Source organism: Longimicrobium sp. (assembly GCA_036377595.1).
In the GTDB taxonomy this organism is placed as follows: Bacteria; Gemmatimonadota; Gemmatimonadetes; order Longimicrobiales; family Longimicrobiaceae; genus Longimicrobium.
Genome location: DASUYB010000053.1, coordinates 16,070 through 33,634 on the forward strand (window position 1 = coordinate 16,070; position 17,565 = coordinate 33,634).

Annotated in this window: 18 protein-coding genes; 11 read left to right on the forward strand and 7 right to left on the reverse strand. The window is 70.5% G+C overall.

Annotated elements, in window-relative coordinates:
- Window positions 1-118 precede the first annotated feature (118 nt).
- The 3 genes from VF092_07365 (at window position 119) to VF092_07375 (ending at window position 2,444) form a co-directional block, all read left to right on the forward strand.
- Window positions 119-922, forward strand: coding sequence for a toll/interleukin-1 receptor domain-containing protein (locus tag VF092_07365; GenBank protein ID HEX6747102.1), 804 nt, complete (start codon window positions 119-121; stop codon window positions 920-922).
- 40 nt (window positions 923-962) lie between these two features.
- Window positions 963-1,610 carry a hypothetical protein gene (locus VF092_07370; protein HEX6747103.1) on the forward strand — a complete coding sequence of 216 codons (648 nt, stop codon included), beginning with the start codon at window positions 963-965 and terminating at the stop codon, window positions 1,608-1,610.
- A gap of 120 nt (window positions 1,611-1,730) precedes the next feature.
- Window positions 1,731-2,444: a hypothetical protein gene (locus VF092_07375; protein ID HEX6747104.1), complete on the forward strand. Its 714-nt coding sequence runs from the start codon at window positions 1,731-1,733 to the stop codon at window positions 2,442-2,444.
- Between the two features lie 6 nt (window positions 2,445-2,450).
- On the opposite strand, the gene VF092_07380 is transcribed toward VF092_07375, so the two are convergent.
- Complete coding sequence (locus VF092_07380; GenBank protein HEX6747105.1) at window positions 2,451-3,056, reverse strand: TMEM175 family protein; 606 nt, start codon at window positions 3,054-3,056, stop codon at window positions 2,451-2,453.
- A gap of 661 nt (window positions 3,057-3,717) precedes the next feature.
- Between VF092_07380 and msrA the strand changes: the two genes are divergently transcribed.
- Together msrA and msrB are read left to right on the forward strand one after the other, a co-directional pair.
- Window positions 3,718-4,341 carry a peptide-methionine (S)-S-oxide reductase MsrA gene (gene msrA / locus VF092_07385; protein HEX6747106.1) on the forward strand — a complete coding sequence of 208 codons (624 nt, stop codon included), beginning with the start codon at window positions 3,718-3,720 and terminating at the stop codon, window positions 4,339-4,341.
- A gap of 13 nt (window positions 4,342-4,354) precedes the next feature.
- Window positions 4,355-4,894 (forward strand): peptide-methionine (R)-S-oxide reductase MsrB, encoded by a 540-nt coding sequence (gene msrB / locus VF092_07390; GenBank protein HEX6747107.1) that lies wholly within the window; start codon window positions 4,355-4,357, stop codon window positions 4,892-4,894.
- An 89-nt stretch (window positions 4,895-4,983) separates the two neighbouring features.
- Here msrB and VF092_07395 read toward each other — a convergent pair whose 3' ends face one another.
- From VF092_07395 to VF092_07410, 4 genes are all read right to left on the reverse strand, one after another.
- Entirely contained in the window at window positions 4,984-5,421 is a 438-nt protein-coding gene (locus VF092_07395) for a glycosyltransferase (GenBank protein ID HEX6747108.1), read from the reverse strand.
- A 705-nt stretch (window positions 5,422-6,126) separates the two neighbouring features.
- Window positions 6,127-7,407, reverse strand: a complete 1,281-nt coding sequence (locus VF092_07400; GenBank protein HEX6747109.1) for an efflux RND transporter periplasmic adaptor subunit — start codon at window positions 7,405-7,407, stop codon at window positions 6,127-6,129.
- Window positions 7,408-7,422: 15 nt separating this feature from the next.
- Window positions 7,423-9,786, reverse strand: coding sequence for an FtsX-like permease family protein (locus tag VF092_07405; GenBank protein ID HEX6747110.1), 2,364 nt, complete (start codon window positions 9,784-9,786; stop codon window positions 7,423-7,425).
- Between the two features lie 231 nt (window positions 9,787-10,017).
- Complete coding sequence (locus tag VF092_07410; GenBank protein ID HEX6747111.1) at window positions 10,018-10,770, reverse strand: ABC transporter ATP-binding protein; 753 nt, start codon at window positions 10,768-10,770, stop codon at window positions 10,018-10,020.
- Window positions 10,771-11,150: 380 nt separating this feature from the next.
- On the opposite strand from VF092_07410, the gene VF092_07415 reads away from it, so the two are divergent.
- The 3 genes from VF092_07415 (at window position 11,151) to VF092_07425 (ending at window position 13,521) form a co-directional block, all read left to right on the forward strand.
- Window positions 11,151-11,666 (forward strand): hypothetical protein, encoded by a 516-nt coding sequence (locus VF092_07415; protein ID HEX6747112.1) that lies wholly within the window; start codon window positions 11,151-11,153, stop codon window positions 11,664-11,666.
- A gap of 17 nt (window positions 11,667-11,683) precedes the next feature.
- Window positions 11,684-12,013, forward strand: coding sequence for a DUF5335 family protein (locus VF092_07420; protein ID HEX6747113.1), 330 nt, complete (start codon window positions 11,684-11,686; stop codon window positions 12,011-12,013).
- A 344-nt stretch (window positions 12,014-12,357) separates the two neighbouring features.
- Complete coding sequence (locus tag VF092_07425; protein HEX6747114.1) at window positions 12,358-13,521, forward strand: class I SAM-dependent RNA methyltransferase; 1,164 nt, start codon at window positions 12,358-12,360, stop codon at window positions 13,519-13,521.
- A gap of 238 nt (window positions 13,522-13,759) precedes the next feature.
- On the opposite strand, the gene VF092_07430 is transcribed toward VF092_07425, so the two are convergent.
- Both VF092_07430 and VF092_07435 read right to left on the reverse strand, forming a co-directional pair.
- Window positions 13,760-14,536 (reverse strand): carboxypeptidase regulatory-like domain-containing protein, encoded by a 777-nt coding sequence (locus VF092_07430; protein ID HEX6747115.1) that lies wholly within the window; start codon window positions 14,534-14,536, stop codon window positions 13,760-13,762.
- A gap of 382 nt (window positions 14,537-14,918) precedes the next feature.
- Window positions 14,919-15,836 carry a serine hydrolase gene (locus VF092_07435; protein HEX6747116.1) on the reverse strand — a complete coding sequence of 306 codons (918 nt, stop codon included), beginning with the start codon at window positions 15,834-15,836 and terminating at the stop codon, window positions 14,919-14,921.
- A 127-nt stretch (window positions 15,837-15,963) separates the two neighbouring features.
- On the opposite strand from VF092_07435, the gene VF092_07440 reads away from it, so the two are divergent.
- From VF092_07440 to VF092_07450, 3 genes are all read left to right on the forward strand, one after another.
- Window positions 15,964-16,128, forward strand: a complete 165-nt coding sequence (locus VF092_07440; GenBank protein ID HEX6747117.1) for a hypothetical protein — start codon at window positions 15,964-15,966, stop codon at window positions 16,126-16,128.
- A 144-nt stretch (window positions 16,129-16,272) separates the two neighbouring features.
- Complete coding sequence (locus tag VF092_07445) at window positions 16,273-16,995, forward strand: SDR family oxidoreductase (GenBank protein HEX6747118.1); 723 nt, start codon at window positions 16,273-16,275, stop codon at window positions 16,993-16,995.
- A complete protein-coding gene (locus VF092_07450; GenBank protein ID HEX6747119.1) occupies window positions 16,992-17,549 on the forward strand; it encodes a GNAT family N-acetyltransferase in 558 nt (185 codons plus the stop codon). The genes VF092_07445 and VF092_07450 overlap by 4 nt, the downstream gene beginning before the upstream one ends.
- The last annotated feature ends 16 nt before the right edge of the window (window positions 17,550-17,565 follow it).

Sequence of the window (17,565 nt, forward strand, 5' to 3'; positions counted from 1 at the left end):
GCACCCGTCCGATTGAGCCGATAATTTGCGGCGTCGCTGAACGTCTGATTCCACCATCTGGATAATCAGATGCAGCAAATCTATGCTAGATTCTCTCCTCACTTCGCTCTAGCCGACCATGCAAACTCCCGAAACGAAACACCTCGTCTTCCTGAGTCACAGTTCACGGGACGGTGCCGTCGTTCGGCGGATAAAAGACCTGCTGGTACATAGAACAGGCGGGACTGTGGCATTCTTCTGCTCCAGCGACAATGAAAGCATCCCGTTCGGCCGTAACTGGATAAACAAAATCCTTTCTTCGCTGGATCAGGCGGATCTGTTTTTCGCCTTCTTGTCCCCGAACTCACTGGGTTCCCAATGGATTTTTTTCGAGGCAGGGATTGCTCACCAGCGCGATATTCCGACCGTTCCTGTTGGCATAGCCGGTGTGGATATCGGAAAAGCTCCCCCACCCTTGGCCATCTTACAGGGATTCAATCTCATGCCGGATGGTCTCGAAAAGATGATGGCTGTGATTAACTCCACCTTTGGGTTCTCGCTTCCAACAGCATTTGATGATGCTGACTACAGCAGCCTTCGTGGAGAAACCGTTGAGACGATTTCGCTTGGTGACGGGACACACAGGTTCCAAGTTTTCTCAATAGATGACAACGGAGAGACACCGCATGAGCGGATCGCGGTACAAGTTCAAGGAACAACGATGACGGTGCGCTCTACCCAGCGAACCGAAGCATGGGAAAGTGTCGGCATCCTGGACCAGAACCGATATACTGGACGATTCAAGTATTCCCGTGGAGGTTCGCCCGAGGATGTGGGTAGTCACGATTTCGTTTGGAACGGGAGGGAATTCGTCGGTTCGGCCAAACTCGACAGCGGCAGATGGTACGTTGACAACCTGATCTGGCGGCCCATACGCGACTGATGAAGCGCCCATTCGCTAGCAGCTGCTCCGCACATCTCCCATGAAGATCAACGTCAAAATCCACCTCAGGCAGCTGCTCGACCTCGAGGATCCGCGCAACCTGAGGGCGTTTACGACGTCGCTGATGCTGGCGCTGCTGTTCGGCGCGCTCGCGTTTTCGACGTTGCTCTCCGTCGGTCTGCTCTGGGCGCTCCTCGGCGCCGTGCTGGCGATCGCGGCGACGATGATCTTGGTGCCGACAGCCGTGCTGTGGTTCGCGCACAGCGCCGCGCGCGGAGCCACGATGTTCGTCGCACCGTCAGGCAGCAGCACACCGTCGGCGGACGACTATTCGTACGAGAAGGCGCTGCTCGCGCGCGGGCAGGTGGACGCGGCGCTCGCGTCGCTGGAGGCGCGGCTCGCGAGCCGTCCCGACGACCCGGCGCTCTGCCTGTTCGTAGCGGACGTGTACGCCCGCGATGCCCGGGATCCCAGGAAGGCGGAGCGGCTGTACCTGCACGCGCGCGAGGTACCCGGCGCCTCGTCGGCCAACGACTACCTGGCCACGAACCGGCTGATCGACCTGTACATGGGCGCGCTGGACGAGCCCGTCCTCGCCGCCGCGGAGCTGGAGCACATGCGCGCCCGCCACGCCGGCACCACCGCCGCCGCGCACGCCGAGCAGGCGCTGCGCGCGCTCCGGCACTAGCCGCGGCGTCTCCGTCCCACGACTGGCGTCCGGCTCGTCTCCGCACCATCATCCCCCCGCCAGCTGTTCCCGATCTCCCATCTAAGAAACAGCACTCTCCCGCCCGGAGCACGAACGCGCATGCGCGAAATCCTGGTGTCGATCGTCGCCGCCGCGCTCGTCGCGGGCGCGGGGCGTCCCGCCGAGCGCCGGGACGCTGGCGGATGCCCGAGAGAGGTGCGACTGCTCGTCGTTGCCGGCCAGGACCTGGAGGTGACGCCGGGGGAAACACGCAGGCTGGAGCCGCCGCAGATCCTCGACGGGCCTTTCGGCAACAAGCCGCTCCCCGCCGGCTGCCGCGTGCGCTGGTCGGTGCGCGGCGGCGCGGCGACCATCGGCCGCGACGGCATCCTCCGCGTGCGGCCGGACGCGGCGCCGGGAGACACGTTCCAGGTGGTGGCGTCGGCGGCGGGGCAGACGGCTGCGGAGACGGCATACGTCGTGGACCCGGCGCCGAACCCGGTCGCCGGGAGGTGGGTGCTGCGCGAGCAGGAGGAGTGCGCCGACGGATCCACGCCGCACGAGCACATCCTGGCGCTGCTGCTGCGGCGGAACGGGCGGTACGCCATCACCACGCAGCCGTCGATGTCGGACTACGGCGCGTGGGGGCGGTACACCTACGACGCGGCCACCCACCGCCTGTCGCTCGGTCCCCCCGACGACTGGCAGGGCGGCCCCCGCGCGAACGACGAGTACCTCGCGCGCGTCGACGAGCGCGGGCGGCTGCTGGTGGAGAGGGTCTACGCGTCGCCCATCCGGCAGTGCCCGGTCACGCTGGACCGCGTGGAGCGCTGACGCGGATCACCCGCCGGCGATCTTCGCGTGCTCGGGGTGGTGGACGAGGTGCGACTCGATGCGGCGGTCGGGGACGAGCCAGATCAGCGCCACCAGCACGTAGATCGCATCGGCCATCCACGGCCGCACGAACGCCAGCCCGATGGCCGAGGCGTACAGCAACGGCGAGATCTTCCCCTTGATGTCGCGGCCGATGGCGGCGCGCAGGCGCGAGTGCGGCCCCTGCGCCGCGATGATCGTGCCCTGCAGCACGTAGTACGCGATGGCCGGCATCAGCATCACCACGCCGTAGATGGCCGTCGGCAGCACGTCGAGGTGGTTCTCGCCCAGCCAGGCGGTGGCGGCCGGGATCAGCGACAGCCAGAACAGCAGGTGCAGGTTGGCCCACAGGATCTTGCCGTTGATGTGCTCCGTGGTCTGCAGCATGTGGTGATGGTTGACCCAGTAGATGCCGAGATAGATGAAGCTCAGCGTGTAGGCCAGGAATCCCGGCAGCATGGTGCGCATCGCCGCGGCGTCGGCCCCGTGCGGGATCTTCAGCTCCAGCACCATGATGGTGATGAGGATGGCGATCACGCCGTCGCTGAACGCCTCCAGCCGTCCCTTCGTCATCGCCCTGCCTCGCAGGTTGAGGATCTTCGCGCCGCCGCATCGACTCCGTCCAATGTATCGGTGCGCGCAAGGATCACCCACGATCCTCTCATCCGAAGCTCCACGCTGTCATTCCCGAGCCTCCATGCTGTCATTCCCGAGCCTCTATGCTGTCATTCCGAGGGCGCTGCGCCTAATCGTCGGTGTGCGCCAAACTCTGGCGCCCGAGGAATCTGTGGCCGGCGTCCGAGCGACCGGCCGCCTGTGGCTCGGCAGCCGGCCACAGATTCCTCAGGCGCCACGGTTTCGGCATGGAGGAAAGGGTGACGCAGCGCCTTCGGAATGACATGCCTATTCCTTCCTTCAATGCACAGTTGATCCGCAATTTGGTGTCATTCCGAGGGCGCTGCGCCTGATCGTCGGCATGCGCCGAACTCCGGCGCCCGAGGAATCTGTGGCCGGCGTCCGCGCGTGATTGGGCTGTAGGCAATGACAGCGTTGGAGATTCGACTTCATCAAATCCTTACCATTCTGCTGTAACTCCGCGTATCGTTGTCGTCTCCAATCTCACGTCACCGCACGAGCAGGGATGCATCCGGGCGATGCGGTGTATCCGTATCACCTGATACGATTTAGAACCTTCGGGACGAGGACGGGGATGAGACTACGACTGGTTCGATCGATGTCCGGCATCGTCGCCGGCGCGGCGTTCGTGGCGGCGGCGGGGGCGTTCGCGGGGAGCGGAACGGCGGCGCCCATGCGGCCGGCCTTCGCGCGCGACACCGCCATCTTCGCCGGCGGCTGCTTCTGGTCGATGGAGAAGGCGTTCGAGCACGTGCCGGGCGTGGTCTCGGCCGTGTCGGGGTACGCGGGCGGGCGCGTGGCCAATCCCACCTACGAGCAGGTGGGCTCGGGGCGCACGGGGCACGCCGAGTCGGTGCAGGTGGTGTTCGATCCCGCGCGCACCAGCTACGAGAAGCTGCTGGACGTGTACTGGCACAACATCGACCCCATCTCCACCAACGGGCAGTTCTGCGACCACGGCCCGGAATACCGCAGCATCGTGTTCTACCGCAACGCGGCGCAGCGGCGCGCGGCCGAGGCGTCGAAGACCACGGTGCAGGCGCACTTCACGCGCCCGGTGACCACGGAGATCGCCGCGGCCACGCCGTTCTACGCGGCCGAGGACTACCACCAGGACTTCGCCGAGAAGAACCCGGGCCACTACAACGCCTATCGCCTTGGCTGCCGCCGCGACGCGCGCCTCCTCGCGCTGTGGGGCGACGCCGCCGGCGGGCAGAACTGATCGGGGGATGAAGATGAAGATCACGACCAGACACGCGCTCGCCGCGGCGGTGATGCTGCTCGGCGCGGCCGCCGTTCCCACGCACGCGCAGGCGCCGCGTCCGGCATCCGAACGCACGTACACGCGCCCGAGCGACGCCCAGCTGCGGCGGACGCTGACGCCGCTGCAGTACCAGGTCACGCAGCACGCGGCCACCGAGACGCCGTTCCGCAACGAGTTCTGGGACAACCACCGCGCCGGCATCTACGTCGACGTGGTGTCGGGCGAGCCGCTGTTCAGCTCGACGGACAAGTTCGACTCGGGCACCGGGTGGCCCAGCTTCACGCGGCCGCTGGAGCGGGCCAACATCCGCACGCGCGCCGACCACTCGTACGGCGAGCGCACCGAGGTGCGGTCCGCGCACGCCGACTCGCACCTGGGCCACGTGTTCGACGACGGCCCCCGGCCGACGGGGCTGCGCTACTGCATCAACTCCGCGTCGCTGCGCTTCGTCCCCGTCGACAGCCTCCAGGCGGCGGGCTACGGGAAGTATCTCCGCCTCTTCCGGCGGTAAGATCCAGGACAACAAGAGAAATTCTCACGCAGAGTCAGCAGGGTCAGCAGAGGACTTCAGCTGCTGACCCTGTTGACTCTGCGTGAGATTCATTGGGTGACCAGGCGCTGGGCGGCGACCCGTGCACCGTCGCGGCGCATCGCGGTGGCGATGGATCGGGCGCGGGCCGCCACGTTGGGGTGGAGAGCGTGCTCGAGCGCGCTTGTCAGCGACTCGGTCGCGCCCACGATGAGGTCGCACCCCGCGGCGGCCGCCGTGATGGTCTCGAACTGCGCGGCGACCGTGCCTTCCATCATCTGCCGCCGCTGCTCGGGCGTGGGCGGGGCCGCCGACGGGTTCGCCTTCCCCGTCGCGCGCAGCTCGGGGCCGATGGGGGTGACGGGGAAGCTGAGCCCTTCGATCCACGCGCGGAAGTCGGGCGGCACGCACAGGCGGACATCCTGGCCGAGCGCCCGCAGCTCCATCGCCAGCGCCACCAGCGGCTGGACGTCGCCCCGCGACCCGATCGTCGACAGCAGCACGCGCATCGAAATCCTCCCCTGAAAAGGCCGCTGTTCACCGGCTGATACCGGCTGCCGCGATTGATTGTGCATTCCGACCGGATGTCATTCCGAGTCGTACACCGCGCTGCGCGCGACCACGGAGGATGAAAGTCATAATCACCTGCACCACAACGACTTAGGCGATCTATTTTCTATTCAGCGGCGCCGCTGCTCCGAACCTTCAATCACGCCGATGCCGGGCGGCGCCCGAGGAATCTGTGGCCTGCGTCCGAGCGACAGGCGGCCTGTGGCTCGGGAGCCGTCCACAGATTCCTCAGGCGCCACGGCTCGGCATGGAGGACAGGACGGCGCGGCGCCTTCGGAATGACATGCCGATTCCTTCCTCCAGTGCACAGTTGACCCGGAGATTCGGCATGATTGGGCCACGAGTATGGATGGGCCCCGGGTTCTTGCCGCAAGTCTCCCCTCGTGATATATGCTGAATACAGCATCGCGCCGGAGCGGATCGCCGCTCCGGCGCGTTCGCATTTTCGGCGGACGAACATCGCCGCGTCAGGCCAACGATGTGCCGGACGCGGCGATAGATCCTTCGGCCTGCGACCTACGGCGCAGTCGCAGATTCGTCCTGACCGGCCTCAGGATGACGTCATCTGTTCAGCGTCGTCAATCCAGTCCGCGAAGGCGGACTTCCTGCCGTTCAGCGGTGGGTCTCAACCCACCGGCAACGCGTCACCGTACGCGCACCTTCACCCCATCCTTCACCTTGTCCGACGGGTAGAGGACGACGCGCTCGCCGGGGCGCAGGCCGCCGGCGACCTCGGCCTCCGCCTCGCCGCGCTGGCCGATGCGGACGGAGCGGAGGCGCGCGCGGCGGGCGTCCAGCACGAACACGCTCCACTCGCCGCCGGTGCGGAAGAGTGCGCTCACGGGCACCTTCACCACATCCCGTCCCTCCCACACCACGATGCGCGCCTCCACGCGGTAGCCGTCGCCCAGGGCCGCCGGCGCGGCGTCCAGGTCGGCGAAGACGCGCACGCGCTGCTCCTCCACGCCCAGCGCGGACACCTTCGTGAACGCCGCGGGCGAGACGGTGCGCACGCGGCCGCGCAGCGCCGGTCCGCCGCCCCACTCCTCGATCAGCACCGGCATCCCCGGGCGGATGCGGACGGCGTCGGTGGAGAGCACGTCCGCCGTCACCTCCAGCGCGCGCGCGTCGCCCAGCTCCACCAGCGGCGCGCCGGGGGCCACGGCGCGCTCGCTCCGCTCCGGCACCCGCAGCACGCGCCCGGCCACGGGGGAGCGCACCTCCGTCACCGTCGCCACGCCGACCGTTGCGGGGCTCGCGTCCGCCAGCGCGGCGCGGGCGCCGGAGAGCTCGGCCGCGGCGGTGCGGACGGCGGCCCGCGCGGCCTGCCAGTCGCGCAGCGCGGTGGCCTCGGCGAGCTCCGCCTGCTCGCGCGCGCTCTCGCTTATCGCCCCCGCGCCGGCCAGGGTGCGCGCGCGTGCGGCCTCGCGCAGGGCCTGCGCGTGCGCGGCCTGCGCCTGCGACGCCCGCGCGCGCGCCTGCGCCACCGCGGCTTCCGCCGCCGCCACGCGGGCGTCGCCCTGCCGCGCCGTCCGCGCGTCCAGCGGCGCCGCGGCGATGCTCGCGACCACGTCGCCCGCCGCGACGCGGTCCCCCTCCTCCAGCGCGATCCGCTGCAGCCGCCCGGCCACCGGCGCGGCCACCACGAAGCGGTCGTGCACGCGCGTCATCCCCTCCTCGTCCACCGTCACGCGCAGGTCGCCGCGGGAGATCGTGCCGACTTCCACGTCCACCGGCTCGGGACGCGTCCAGATCACCCCCATCGCCACCAGCAGCAGCGCGCCGAAGGCCAGGAGAACGCGCGAACGCAGCTTCTTCGCGCGCAACCCGCCGGGTCCACCCGGCCTCGGCGGCGCGGGAATCGTCGCCGCCGGCTTCGGCGCGGTGCGGAGCGGCGCGCGCTCCGGTGCGATCGTCGTCGACATCTCAGCCTCCCGCGCTCACTCGCGCGTCTTGAGCACTGCGATCATGTCCAGCCGCCCGATCCGCCGCCGCATCAGCATCCCCGCCAGCCCCGCCGCGCCCGCGACCACCGCCGCGGCGAACACGTAGGTGCGAGGGTCGATCACCAGGGGGATGCGGAACACCTCCACCCGGAACGCGGCCACCGTCATCATCCCCAGCAGCCAGCCCAGGACGCACCCCACGGGGATGCCGGCGAGCGTGACCGTGGCCTGCTCGCCCAGCAGCATCACCGCCACCTCGCCCTTCGTGAAGCCCAGCACACGCAGGCTGGCCAGCTCGCGCCCGCGCTCCGACAGGGCGATGCGTGCGCCGTTGTAGATGACGCCGACGGCGATGACCACCGCGAACGTCACCATCAGCGTGGTCTGCACGCGCATGTTGCGGGCGATGTGCTCCTCGAACCCCTGCACCATCGCCACGCGGGACTGGACGGCGCCCACACGCGGCATCCGCTTCAGCGCCGCGTGCACCTGCTCGTAGCGCGCGGGGTCCACGCGCAGGTACGCGCCCGATGCGGTGGGCGCGTCGCCCAGCGCGGCGTCGAGCGCGCGCGGGTCCATGTACGCGTTCAGCCCGAACAGCTCCTCCACCGCGCCGGCGACGGGAACGCGCAGCACCGGGCGGCGCCCCTCCAGCACCTCCACCGTCACCGAGTCTCCCGGCCGCACCCCCAGCACCTCGGCCAGCACGTCCGTCAGCACCACGCCGCCGGGCGGAACGACGGCAGCGTGGTGGCGCATGTCGAGGACGCGACGCAGCTCCGAGCCCGGCTGCAGCGCCGTCACCGCCGTCTGCCGCGCCGCGTTCGCCTGGCGGAGACGGACGGGGACGACGCGGAACGTCTCCACCCGCACCACGCCGGGAACGTGCGCCAGGTCGTGGCGGACGGAGGCGGGGCGGCCGGAGGCGAAGGCCACGGTCAGGTCCTCGCGCTGGGCGGCGCGGAACTGAAGGTCCATCATCGCCCGCACGGAATCGAACAGGAAGCTGCCGACCACCAGGACGGCGATCGACATCGCCACCCCCAGCGCGGAGAGGACGGAGCGCGCGGGGTAGCGCTCGAAGGAGCGGACGATCATCCGCCCGGCGGGGGTGAGCAGGCGGGAGAGGCCGATGCGCTCGATCACCCCCGGGCGGAAGCGCGCCGGCGCGTCCGGCCGCATCGCCTCCGCCGGTGGCAGGGAGACCGCGCGGCGCACGGCCGAGAGCGCGCCCACCACCGCCGCGCCGCCCGCCACGGCGATCCCGATCGCCACCAGCGGCCAGCTGAAGCGGTACTCGAACTCGGGGAAACGGAAGAACTCCTCGTACAGCTTCAGGTACTGCCGCCCCAGCCAGATCCCCACCGCCGTCCCCAGCGCCGCGCCGAGCGCGACGGCGACGAGGGCGAAGCGGAGATAGTGCATCCCCACGTCGCGGTTGGTGTAGCCGAACGCCTTCAGCACGGCGATCTCGTCGCGCTGCGTGCCGACGAGCCGAAGCAGCACGATGTGCAGGAGGAAGGCGGCCACGGCCAGGAAGATGGCAGGGATGATGGTCCCCGTGTAGCGGTTCTGCGACATCTCGTCGCGGATCACCCGGTCGCTCACCTGGTCGCGCCGGCCGTAGGCGCCGAAGCCGCCGTAGCGCGCCAGCAGCCGGTCGACGGACGCGATCACCTCGCTGTGGCTCGCGCCGCGGGCCAGGCGGAGGGAGACGGAGTTGAAGGCGCCCTGCATGTCGTACGCGGGCCCCAGCGCCTCGCGGCTCATCCACAGCACGCCGAAGCGCCTGCGGTCGGGAAAGGCCTGCCCCTCCTGCACCTCGTAGACGAACTCGGGAGAGACGGCGATGCCGGCGATGCGCAGCCGCTCCCACCGCCCGTTGATCACCGCGCCGATGCGGTCGCCGGGGCGCAGGTGGTTGGCGATGGCGAACCCCTCGCTGACGATGGCCTCGTCGCGCCGCCCGGGAGCGACCCATCGCCCCGAGCGCAGGTACAGGTCATCGAGGATGGGGACGCGGCGCTCGGGGATGGAGAGGACGCGCCCCGTGGCCACTTCGGCGAGCCCCGGCACGTCGAGGGTGACGTCGAGCGCCACGCGCGTCTGCACGGCCGCCACGCCGGGGATGCGGCGGATGCGCTCGGCCAGCGGCTCGGGCGCGCGCTTGCACGAGGTCCACACGTCGGCGAAGCGGAAGTCGGCGTAGAAGCGGTCGCGCGACACCTCGAGCGAGTCCAGCGCGCTGCCGGTGGTCACCACGGACATGGACCCGCACGCCACCACCAGGGCGATGGACACCACCTGCCCCCGCAGCCGCCACAGCTCGCGCACCAGCCTCCGCTCCATCGCCCGCATCTGCCCACCTCGCCGTTCGCGCTTCACACCGGATGTCCGCGCGGCCGCCGCCGGCCCCCTCCCCCCGGCCCCCTCCCCCGCTTCGCAGGGGCGGGGGAGAACTCAGCGCGAAGAGCCGAAGCCCGTGCCGCGCTGAGGTCTCCCCTCCCCCATCCCTCCCCCCTCGTGGGGGAGGGGCCGGGAGTGGGGGGGAGCCGGTGGCCACGCCATTCCCCGCCACTCACTCCTTCATCACCACTCCAGCTCGTCCGGCCGCTTCTTCGTCGCGTTGCGCGCCACGCCGCTGATGGTGCCGCTCGACATGCGGATCACGCGGTCGGCCATTGCGGCGATGGCGGCGTTGTGGGTGATGACGACCGTGGTCGTGCCCAGCTCGCGGTTCACCCGCTCGATCACCTCCAGCACCAGCCGGCCGGTGGAAAAGTCCAGCGCGCCCGTCGGCTCGTCGCACAGCAGCACGTCGGGGCGCTTGGCGATGGCCCGCGCGATGGCCACCCGCTGCTGCTCGCCCCCCGACATCTGCGCGGGGAAATGGTCCAGCCGGTCGCCCAGCCCCACCATCTCCAGCGCCTCCTCGGGCCGCATCGGCCGCTCGGCGATGTCGGTGACCAGCGCCACGTTCTCCCGCGCGGTCAGCGAGGGGATCAGGTTGTAGAACTGGAAGACGAACCCCACGTGCTCGCGCCGGAAGCGGGTGAGCCCCGCGTCGTCCGCCGCGGTCAGGTCGTGGTCCTCGAACCACACGGTCCCCGCGGTCGGCACGTCCAGCCCGCCCAGGATGTTCAGCAGCGTGGACTTGCCGCTCCCCGACGCGCCCAGCAGCACCATCAGCTCGCCGCGGAACAGGTCCAGGTCCACCTGCCGCAGCGCGTGCACGTCCACGTCGCCCATGGGGTAGACCTTGGTGACCCCGCGCGCGCGGAACACCGCCTCGCGCCCGCCGTCGAGCGTGGCGTCCGCCGTCTTTGTCGGTCGCTCGAGCATCTCCAGCAACGCCGCACCCTCCGCACGGGAACACAGGAGATCGGGAGATCCGGATCTCCCCGCCCGCAATCGTATTCTCCGCCGTCCCCAAGCACAGTCGGAAAGCGCCCGACCCGCGGTAAGGAGATGGCTTCGGCGGAGATGCGCGGTGGGGAATCGCCCCACCCGCGGCCGCGCGCAACCGACGACGCGCCCACCCGCTCCGGCCCCACACGGCGGACGCCGCCGCACAGCCATGTTCCCGGTGAGTGCGCGGGGGGCTGGCCCGCCCCCCCCGCCGCGCCGGCCGGTGCACGAAGTGCTGGCGCGGCCGGCGCGCCGCGAGCACTGTTCGAGGGCACGGCGGAAGGTCCGCCCACCACCCACCTGGGGAGGGCACGATGAAGGGACTTCGCTGGACGCTGGGCGCGGCGCTGGCGACGCTGGCGGCGTGCGCATCGACGCCAGAGCCGCGGGTGCCGGTGAGCATCAGCCCGGCCGACCTGTCGCGGCTGGGCGGCGAGTGGACGGGCGAGTACACCAGCCCGGCGACCGGGCGGAGCGGGAGCGTGGTCTTCCACCTGACCGCCACGGTCGACAGCGCGCACGGCGACGTGATGATGGTGCCGCGCGGGACCAACGCGCCGCTGCGCCGCGCGGCGTGGGACGGCCAGCCGCAGCAGCAGCCGCAGGCGCCGCAGCCGCAGGAGCTCACCATCCGCTTCGTGCGCTTCGAGGGCGACAGGGTTTCGGGGACGATGGACCCGTACACCGACCCGGACTGCAACTGCCCGGTGTTCACGCGCTTCGAGGGCACGGTGCGGGGGAACCGGATCGAAGGCACCTTCACCACGCGCGGCTCCACCACGGGCGAACCGGTGACGGGCACCTGGCACGCGGAGCGCCGCACGCCGTAGAGGGAAGCGAGGAAACGATGTGGACGGTGGAAGACGCGGTGCGCACCGCCCTCCTGCGCGACTTCACCGCGCGCAACGCGGGGCGGCTGACGCGGCTGGAGGAAGACGGCCCGGAGCTCGGCGCGCAGGTAGAGGAAAGCAGCACGCCGCTACGGGGGATCGCGTACGACCCGCACGGTCGCAGCGTGGAGATCATGCTGGGCGACCTGGGCACCCCCGAGGGTCACCTGACGCGCTCCATCGCCAACGTCGAGTCGGTGGACCTGGTGACGGACGCGCTCGGCCGCGACGCCGCCCTCCGCATCGCCCACGACGACGGCCAGACGCTGCTGCGGCTGGTGTACTGAGGGCCCTCACCCGAAAAAACGGAACGAGGCGTGACGGTACTGCTGTCACGCCTCGCCCCGTTTTTTCGACCTCTCCCAAAACCGACTGGGAGAGGTGACCTGCAAAAAAAACATCCTGCACGAGCCGCCGCCTCGTTATGCGCTGAGGTCTCCCCCTCCCCCAGTCAGTTTTGGGGGAGGGGGCCGGGGGGAGAGGGCCTCCGCGCCGGCATCCACGCCGACCTCCGCTCCCCGCGCGCCCCCATCCCCCGCCGTTGTCCCCCGCCGCCCGCATCCGTACCTTCCCGCCGCACCGGATCTCCAGTGCACTCACGCACTTCCGCACTCACGCACTTCGCCGCCGAATGCCAACGCCGCTCAGCATCTTCGCCATCACCGCGCCGGGGCTGGAGGCGATCTGCGCGGCGGAGCTGCGGGCGCTGGGAATCGACGCGGCGGCGGAGCCGGGCGGCGTGGCGTGGGAGGGCGCGGCGGACGACGTCTACCGCGCAAACCTCTGGCTGCGCACCGCCAGCCGCGTGGTGGTGCGCGCGGCCACCTTCCGCGCGCGCACCTTCATCGAGCTGGAGCGCCACGCCAAGCGCGTCCCGTGGGAGCGCTGGGTGGCGAAGGGACGGCCGGTGCGGCTGCGGGTGACGTCGAAGAAGTCGAAGCTGTACCACGAGGGCGCTATCGCCGAGCGGTTGCTGGGCTTCATCGACGATCGCGTGGGCGGGATCGGCACCGCGTCGGCGGAGAAGGGGCCGGAGGACGAGGCCGCGGAGACGGTGGATGCGCAGCTCTTCGTCGTCCGCGTGCTGCGCGACGAGGTGACGATCAGCGCCGACGCGTCCGGCGCGCTGCTCCACCTGCGCGGCTATCGGCGGGCGCTCGCCAAGGCGCCGCTCCGCGAGACGCTGGCCGCCGCGATGCTGCTCGGCGCCGGCTGGCGCGGCGACACACCCGTCGTCGACCCTATGTGCGGCTCGGGGACGATCCCCATCGAGGCGGCGCTGATCGCGCGCGGCGTGGCGCCGGGGCTGGCGCGCGCGGGCCGGGAGCCGCGCGCGTTCGCCTTTACCGCCTGGCCGGAGTTCCACGCCGGCGCGTGGGAGCGCATCGTCGCCGAGGCGCGCGCGGCGGAGCGGCCGTCGTCCCCCGTCCCCATCCACGGCTCCGACCGCGACGCCGGCGCCATCGACGCGGCGACGGCAAACGCGGAGCGCGCGGGCGTGGCGGACGACGTGCGCTTCGCGGTGCACCCCGTCTCCGCCATCGAGCCGCCGCCGGGACCGGGGCTGCTGATCGCCAACCCGCCCTACGGCGTGCGCGTGGGCGAGAGCGACGCGCTGCGCAGCCTGTACGCCGCGCTCGGCCGCACCGCCCGCGCCCGGTGCCCCGGCTGGACGCTCGCCCTCCTCTCGGCGGACCGGAAGCTGGAGGGGCAGGTCGGCCTCCCCTTCGCCGAGGTCTTCCGCACCAGCAACGGCGGCATCCCCGTTCGGCTGGTGACGACAACGGTTGGATGACACCATGACCCCGCCCCCCGACGTCATCCTGAGGCCGGCCAGACCGTAACCAGCGTCTGCTCGAGTGGTTGCAGGCCGAAGGATCTATAACCCGCGTCTGTACGCCAGCCTGCGCAACGCATCGATCATCGACTTGGCGCGTCGGCGTCTTGCCGGCTTTCTCCGGTCGAATCAACACTGGAAGGGCCGGCGCTCGCCCGAGCGCCGGCCCTTCATCATCTACCGAGATCCCCAAACCCTACGGGCGCGGCGCGGTCTCGGCGGGGTCGCCGCGGCGGGTCCAGATCACGATCAGGCCGCAGGTGGAGCGCTGGCCCAGCCACCGTCCGGGAATCTCGCTCGGCCCGCGGTACACCTCGATCCCCGCGATGTCGCCCGGCTTCACCAGGTTGTCCAGGTCCTGCTGCTCCACGCCCATGTTGTCCAGGATGATGCGCGGGCTGCAGTTGTCGCCGCCGCGGGTGATGGTGATGTTGTAGTGCGTCCCCCCCGCCGGCACCAGCCCCACCCCCGGCACCCCGCGGAACACCTCGCTCGTCTCCAGCGGCGCCCGCTGCTGGATCTCGTACTGCGTCAGGAACTTGCCGAAGCCGATCCGCTCGCGGTCGAAGAACCCCTCCTGCTCCAGCGCGCGGCTGTGCGGCGGCTCGCTCTTGGCCGTCACCCGTATCGGCTCCAGCTCCACGTCGCCGGTGCTGAGCTTGACCTCCACCTGCACCGTCTGCCGCAGCTGAACGTCCATCGGCTCCGAGGTGTTGGTGCGGTAGCCGATGCGCTGCGTGCGGATGCGGTACGCGCCCGGCGAGCGCAGCTCGAACACGAAGAAGCCGTCGCGGTCGGTGCGGCCGCGGTTCAGGGTGCGCCCGTCGGCGTTCAGCACCTCGACGATCACGTCCTTGATCGGCTCGTTGCTGGTGCGGTCCATCACCCGGCCGCCGATGATCTGCGCCGACAGCGGGCCGGCCGTGAAGAGCGCGGCCAGCGTCAGCGCCCATGTGAGCCATTTCGACTTCATACGTCCCGAGGAGTTGGGCAGAGAACGAAAGATGGAGATCCGGTGCGCCTTCGTACGTCCGAGCCGCGCCGCGGGTTCCCGCAGATGGCGATGCCGCAGGGAGATGGAAGATCGCACCGCGTCGCGATGAGCGGTAGCGTGGATGCCATCCCGAGCATCATCGCGACCCAAATGTCATCCTGAGGGAGGCGCCGCGCGAATTCACGACTGCGCCGACATCCGGCGCCGACCGAAGGATCTACTCGACCCCGCGGGGATGTCTGCCCTTCACGCGGATCTCGAGACGGGGCACGCAAGATCCTTCGGGCGCGGCAAGCACTTGTCGATACGAGAGTTCAGCGCCCGCGCCCTCAGGATGACATCGGGTCGCGCCGCCGCGATCTCACCGCGCGCCGGTAACGTGGCGCCACACCGCGGCGGAGATCTCGCGCGCGACGGGGGCGGCGTCCTTCGTCCTGCGGTAGCCGTGTGTCATCACCACCAGCACATATGGCGGGCGGTTTGAGGGGAAGACGATGGCCGCGTCGTGCGCGATCCCGGTGATCCACCCCGTCTTGTTGGCGGTGCGCGTCCCCGGCGGCAGCCCGGCAGGGATCATGTCGGTGAACTCCTGCCGCCCCAGGATCTCCACCATCTCCCGGCTCGCGGACGGAGACGCCGCGCGGCCGCCGGCAACGGCCTCCATCACCCGCATCAGCGCGTAGGCGCTCGTCGTGTTGTTCATCCCGGCGCGGAAGGCGGGGCCGTCTTCCACGCCGCGCAGCACGTGCATCTCCCCCGCCCCGATCCCCTCCATCGTCCGCGCGATGCGCCGCGGGTCGGCCAGGTCGATCAGCACGTTGGTGGCCAGGTTGCTGGAGCGCGCGATCATCAGCCCCACCAGCTCGCGGATCGCCACGCGCTGGCCGACGCGCGCGTAAAGCGAGCTGTCGCTGTCGTCCGCCCTGTCCAGCGCGTACGTGCTGCCGTCAGCGATGCTGCGGAACTCGTTGCGCACCGTCACTGAATCGCCCAGCGAGATCTCGCCGGCGTCGGCGCGGCGGAAGAGCTCCAGCATCACCGGCACCTTCATCGTGCTGGCGGCGTGCAGTGAACGATGTGCGTCCACCAGCAGCGAATCCCCCGTCGCCAGGTCGCGGAAGGCCACCGACACCTCCGCCGTGTCGCCCGCGTGCCGCCGGATGATCGCCCGCACCTCCGCCTCCAGCGAGGCGAGCCGCGGCGCCGGCCCGGCGGCGGGTGGCGGCGTGCACGCGGCGATCAGGATCGCCATCACGGCGGAAAGGATGGCTCGGATCATCGGGAGATTGGGGATGGGGATGGATGATGGAGATTGTATCGCGCGCGCACCTCGCCGCCAAGCCGCGGATGGCGCGGCGCGAGGGTTGCAGCGCCGGGGGATGAACATCTTGTGCACTCCGCGGCCGATGACCGATCACGAGCGCATCGCCCAAGCGGTGCGGAAAGCCCGCGTGAACTGCCTGGTGGCCGCCGCGCTCGTGCGTGGCGCCAGCAGGGCGGTGATCCGCGCGCGCGCCGCCGTCGCCGCGTCGCTGGTCACCCTCGCGCGCGTAAAGACCGCCCGCGACTGAAGCTCTCGCGCTCCTGAAATCGATCCGGGCCAGCCATCTCGCGATCCCGTCCCGACCCGCTTCCCTCCGCTTGCGCCATCCCCTCGATCGCCCCAAATCACCCCTTCCAGGTGGAGGTTGCAACGTGAACCGGGGGAGGGCGGGATGGCGGTGGACCTGCAGGGGCGCACGGCGGTGGTCACGGGAAGCAGCAAGGGGATCGGCTACTCGATCGCCGAGGCGCTGGCGCGCGCGAACGCCAACGTGGTCGTCTCCGCGCGCAACGGCGCGGAGGTCACCGAAGCGGCGCGGCGGCTGGAGGGCGCGGGATCGGGAAAGGTGCTCGGCATCCCCTGCGACGTCGGCAAACTGGAAGACGTGCGGCGCCTGATCGGCGAAACGGTGGAGCGGCTGGGCGGGCTCGACATCCTGGTCAACAACGCCGGCTTCGGCGCCTTCGCGCCCGTCGGCGAGCTCGACCCGGAGACGTGGGACCGGCTGATCGCCACCAACCTGTCCGGCGTGTTCTACTGCTGCCACGAGGCCATCCCGCACCTCAGGCAGAGCAGCGACGGATGGATCATCAACATCGCGTCGCTGGCGGGGAAGAACCCGTTCCCCGGCGGCGCGGCCTACAACGCCAGCAAGTTCGGGCTGGTCGGCTTCAGCGAGGCGCTGATGATGGACGTGCGCCAGCACATCCGCGTCAGCTACATCATGCCCGGCAGCGTCGACACCTATTTCAACGCCAACGAGCCGGGCCAGGAAGGCGCCTGGAAGATCCAGCCCGAGGACATCGGGCAGGTGGTGATGGACCTCCTCGCGCTCCCGCCGAACTCGCTCGTTTCGCGCGTCGAGATGCGCCCCTCGCGCCCGCCCAGGCGGTGAGCGAGGTCCGCGTCCGCCCCGCCACGCCGGACGACGCCGCCGAGATCGCCCACGTGCAGGTGGCGAGCTGGCGATCGGCCTACCGCGGGCTGATCGCGGACGCCACGCTCGACGCGCTGGACGAGGGGCGGCGGACGGACGCGTGGAGCGAGGCCATGGCGCAGCCCTATCACGTCGCCGTCGTCGCGGAGGTGGACGGCGAGGTGGTCGGGTTCGCGGACGGCGGCCCCAACCGCGCCGGCGAGCCGCCGTTCGGCGCGTTCACCGGCGAGCTGAACGCCATCTACCTCCTCCCCACGCACCAGCGCGCGGGGATCGGCAAGCGCCTCGTCCGCGCGTTCGTCGACGCGCTGCGGGCGCAGGGGCACGCCTCGATGATCGTATGGGTGCTGGAGACGAACCCCGCGCGCGCGTTCTACGAGGCGCTCGGCGGCCGCCTGGTCGGCGCGGCGGAGGTCGTCATCGGCGGCGAGCGCTACCCCGACGTCGCCTACGGCTGGGACGATCTCGACGCGCTCGCCCGGCGCCTCGAGAACCCATCTACGAGCGGGTAGGCCAAGATCCAATCCC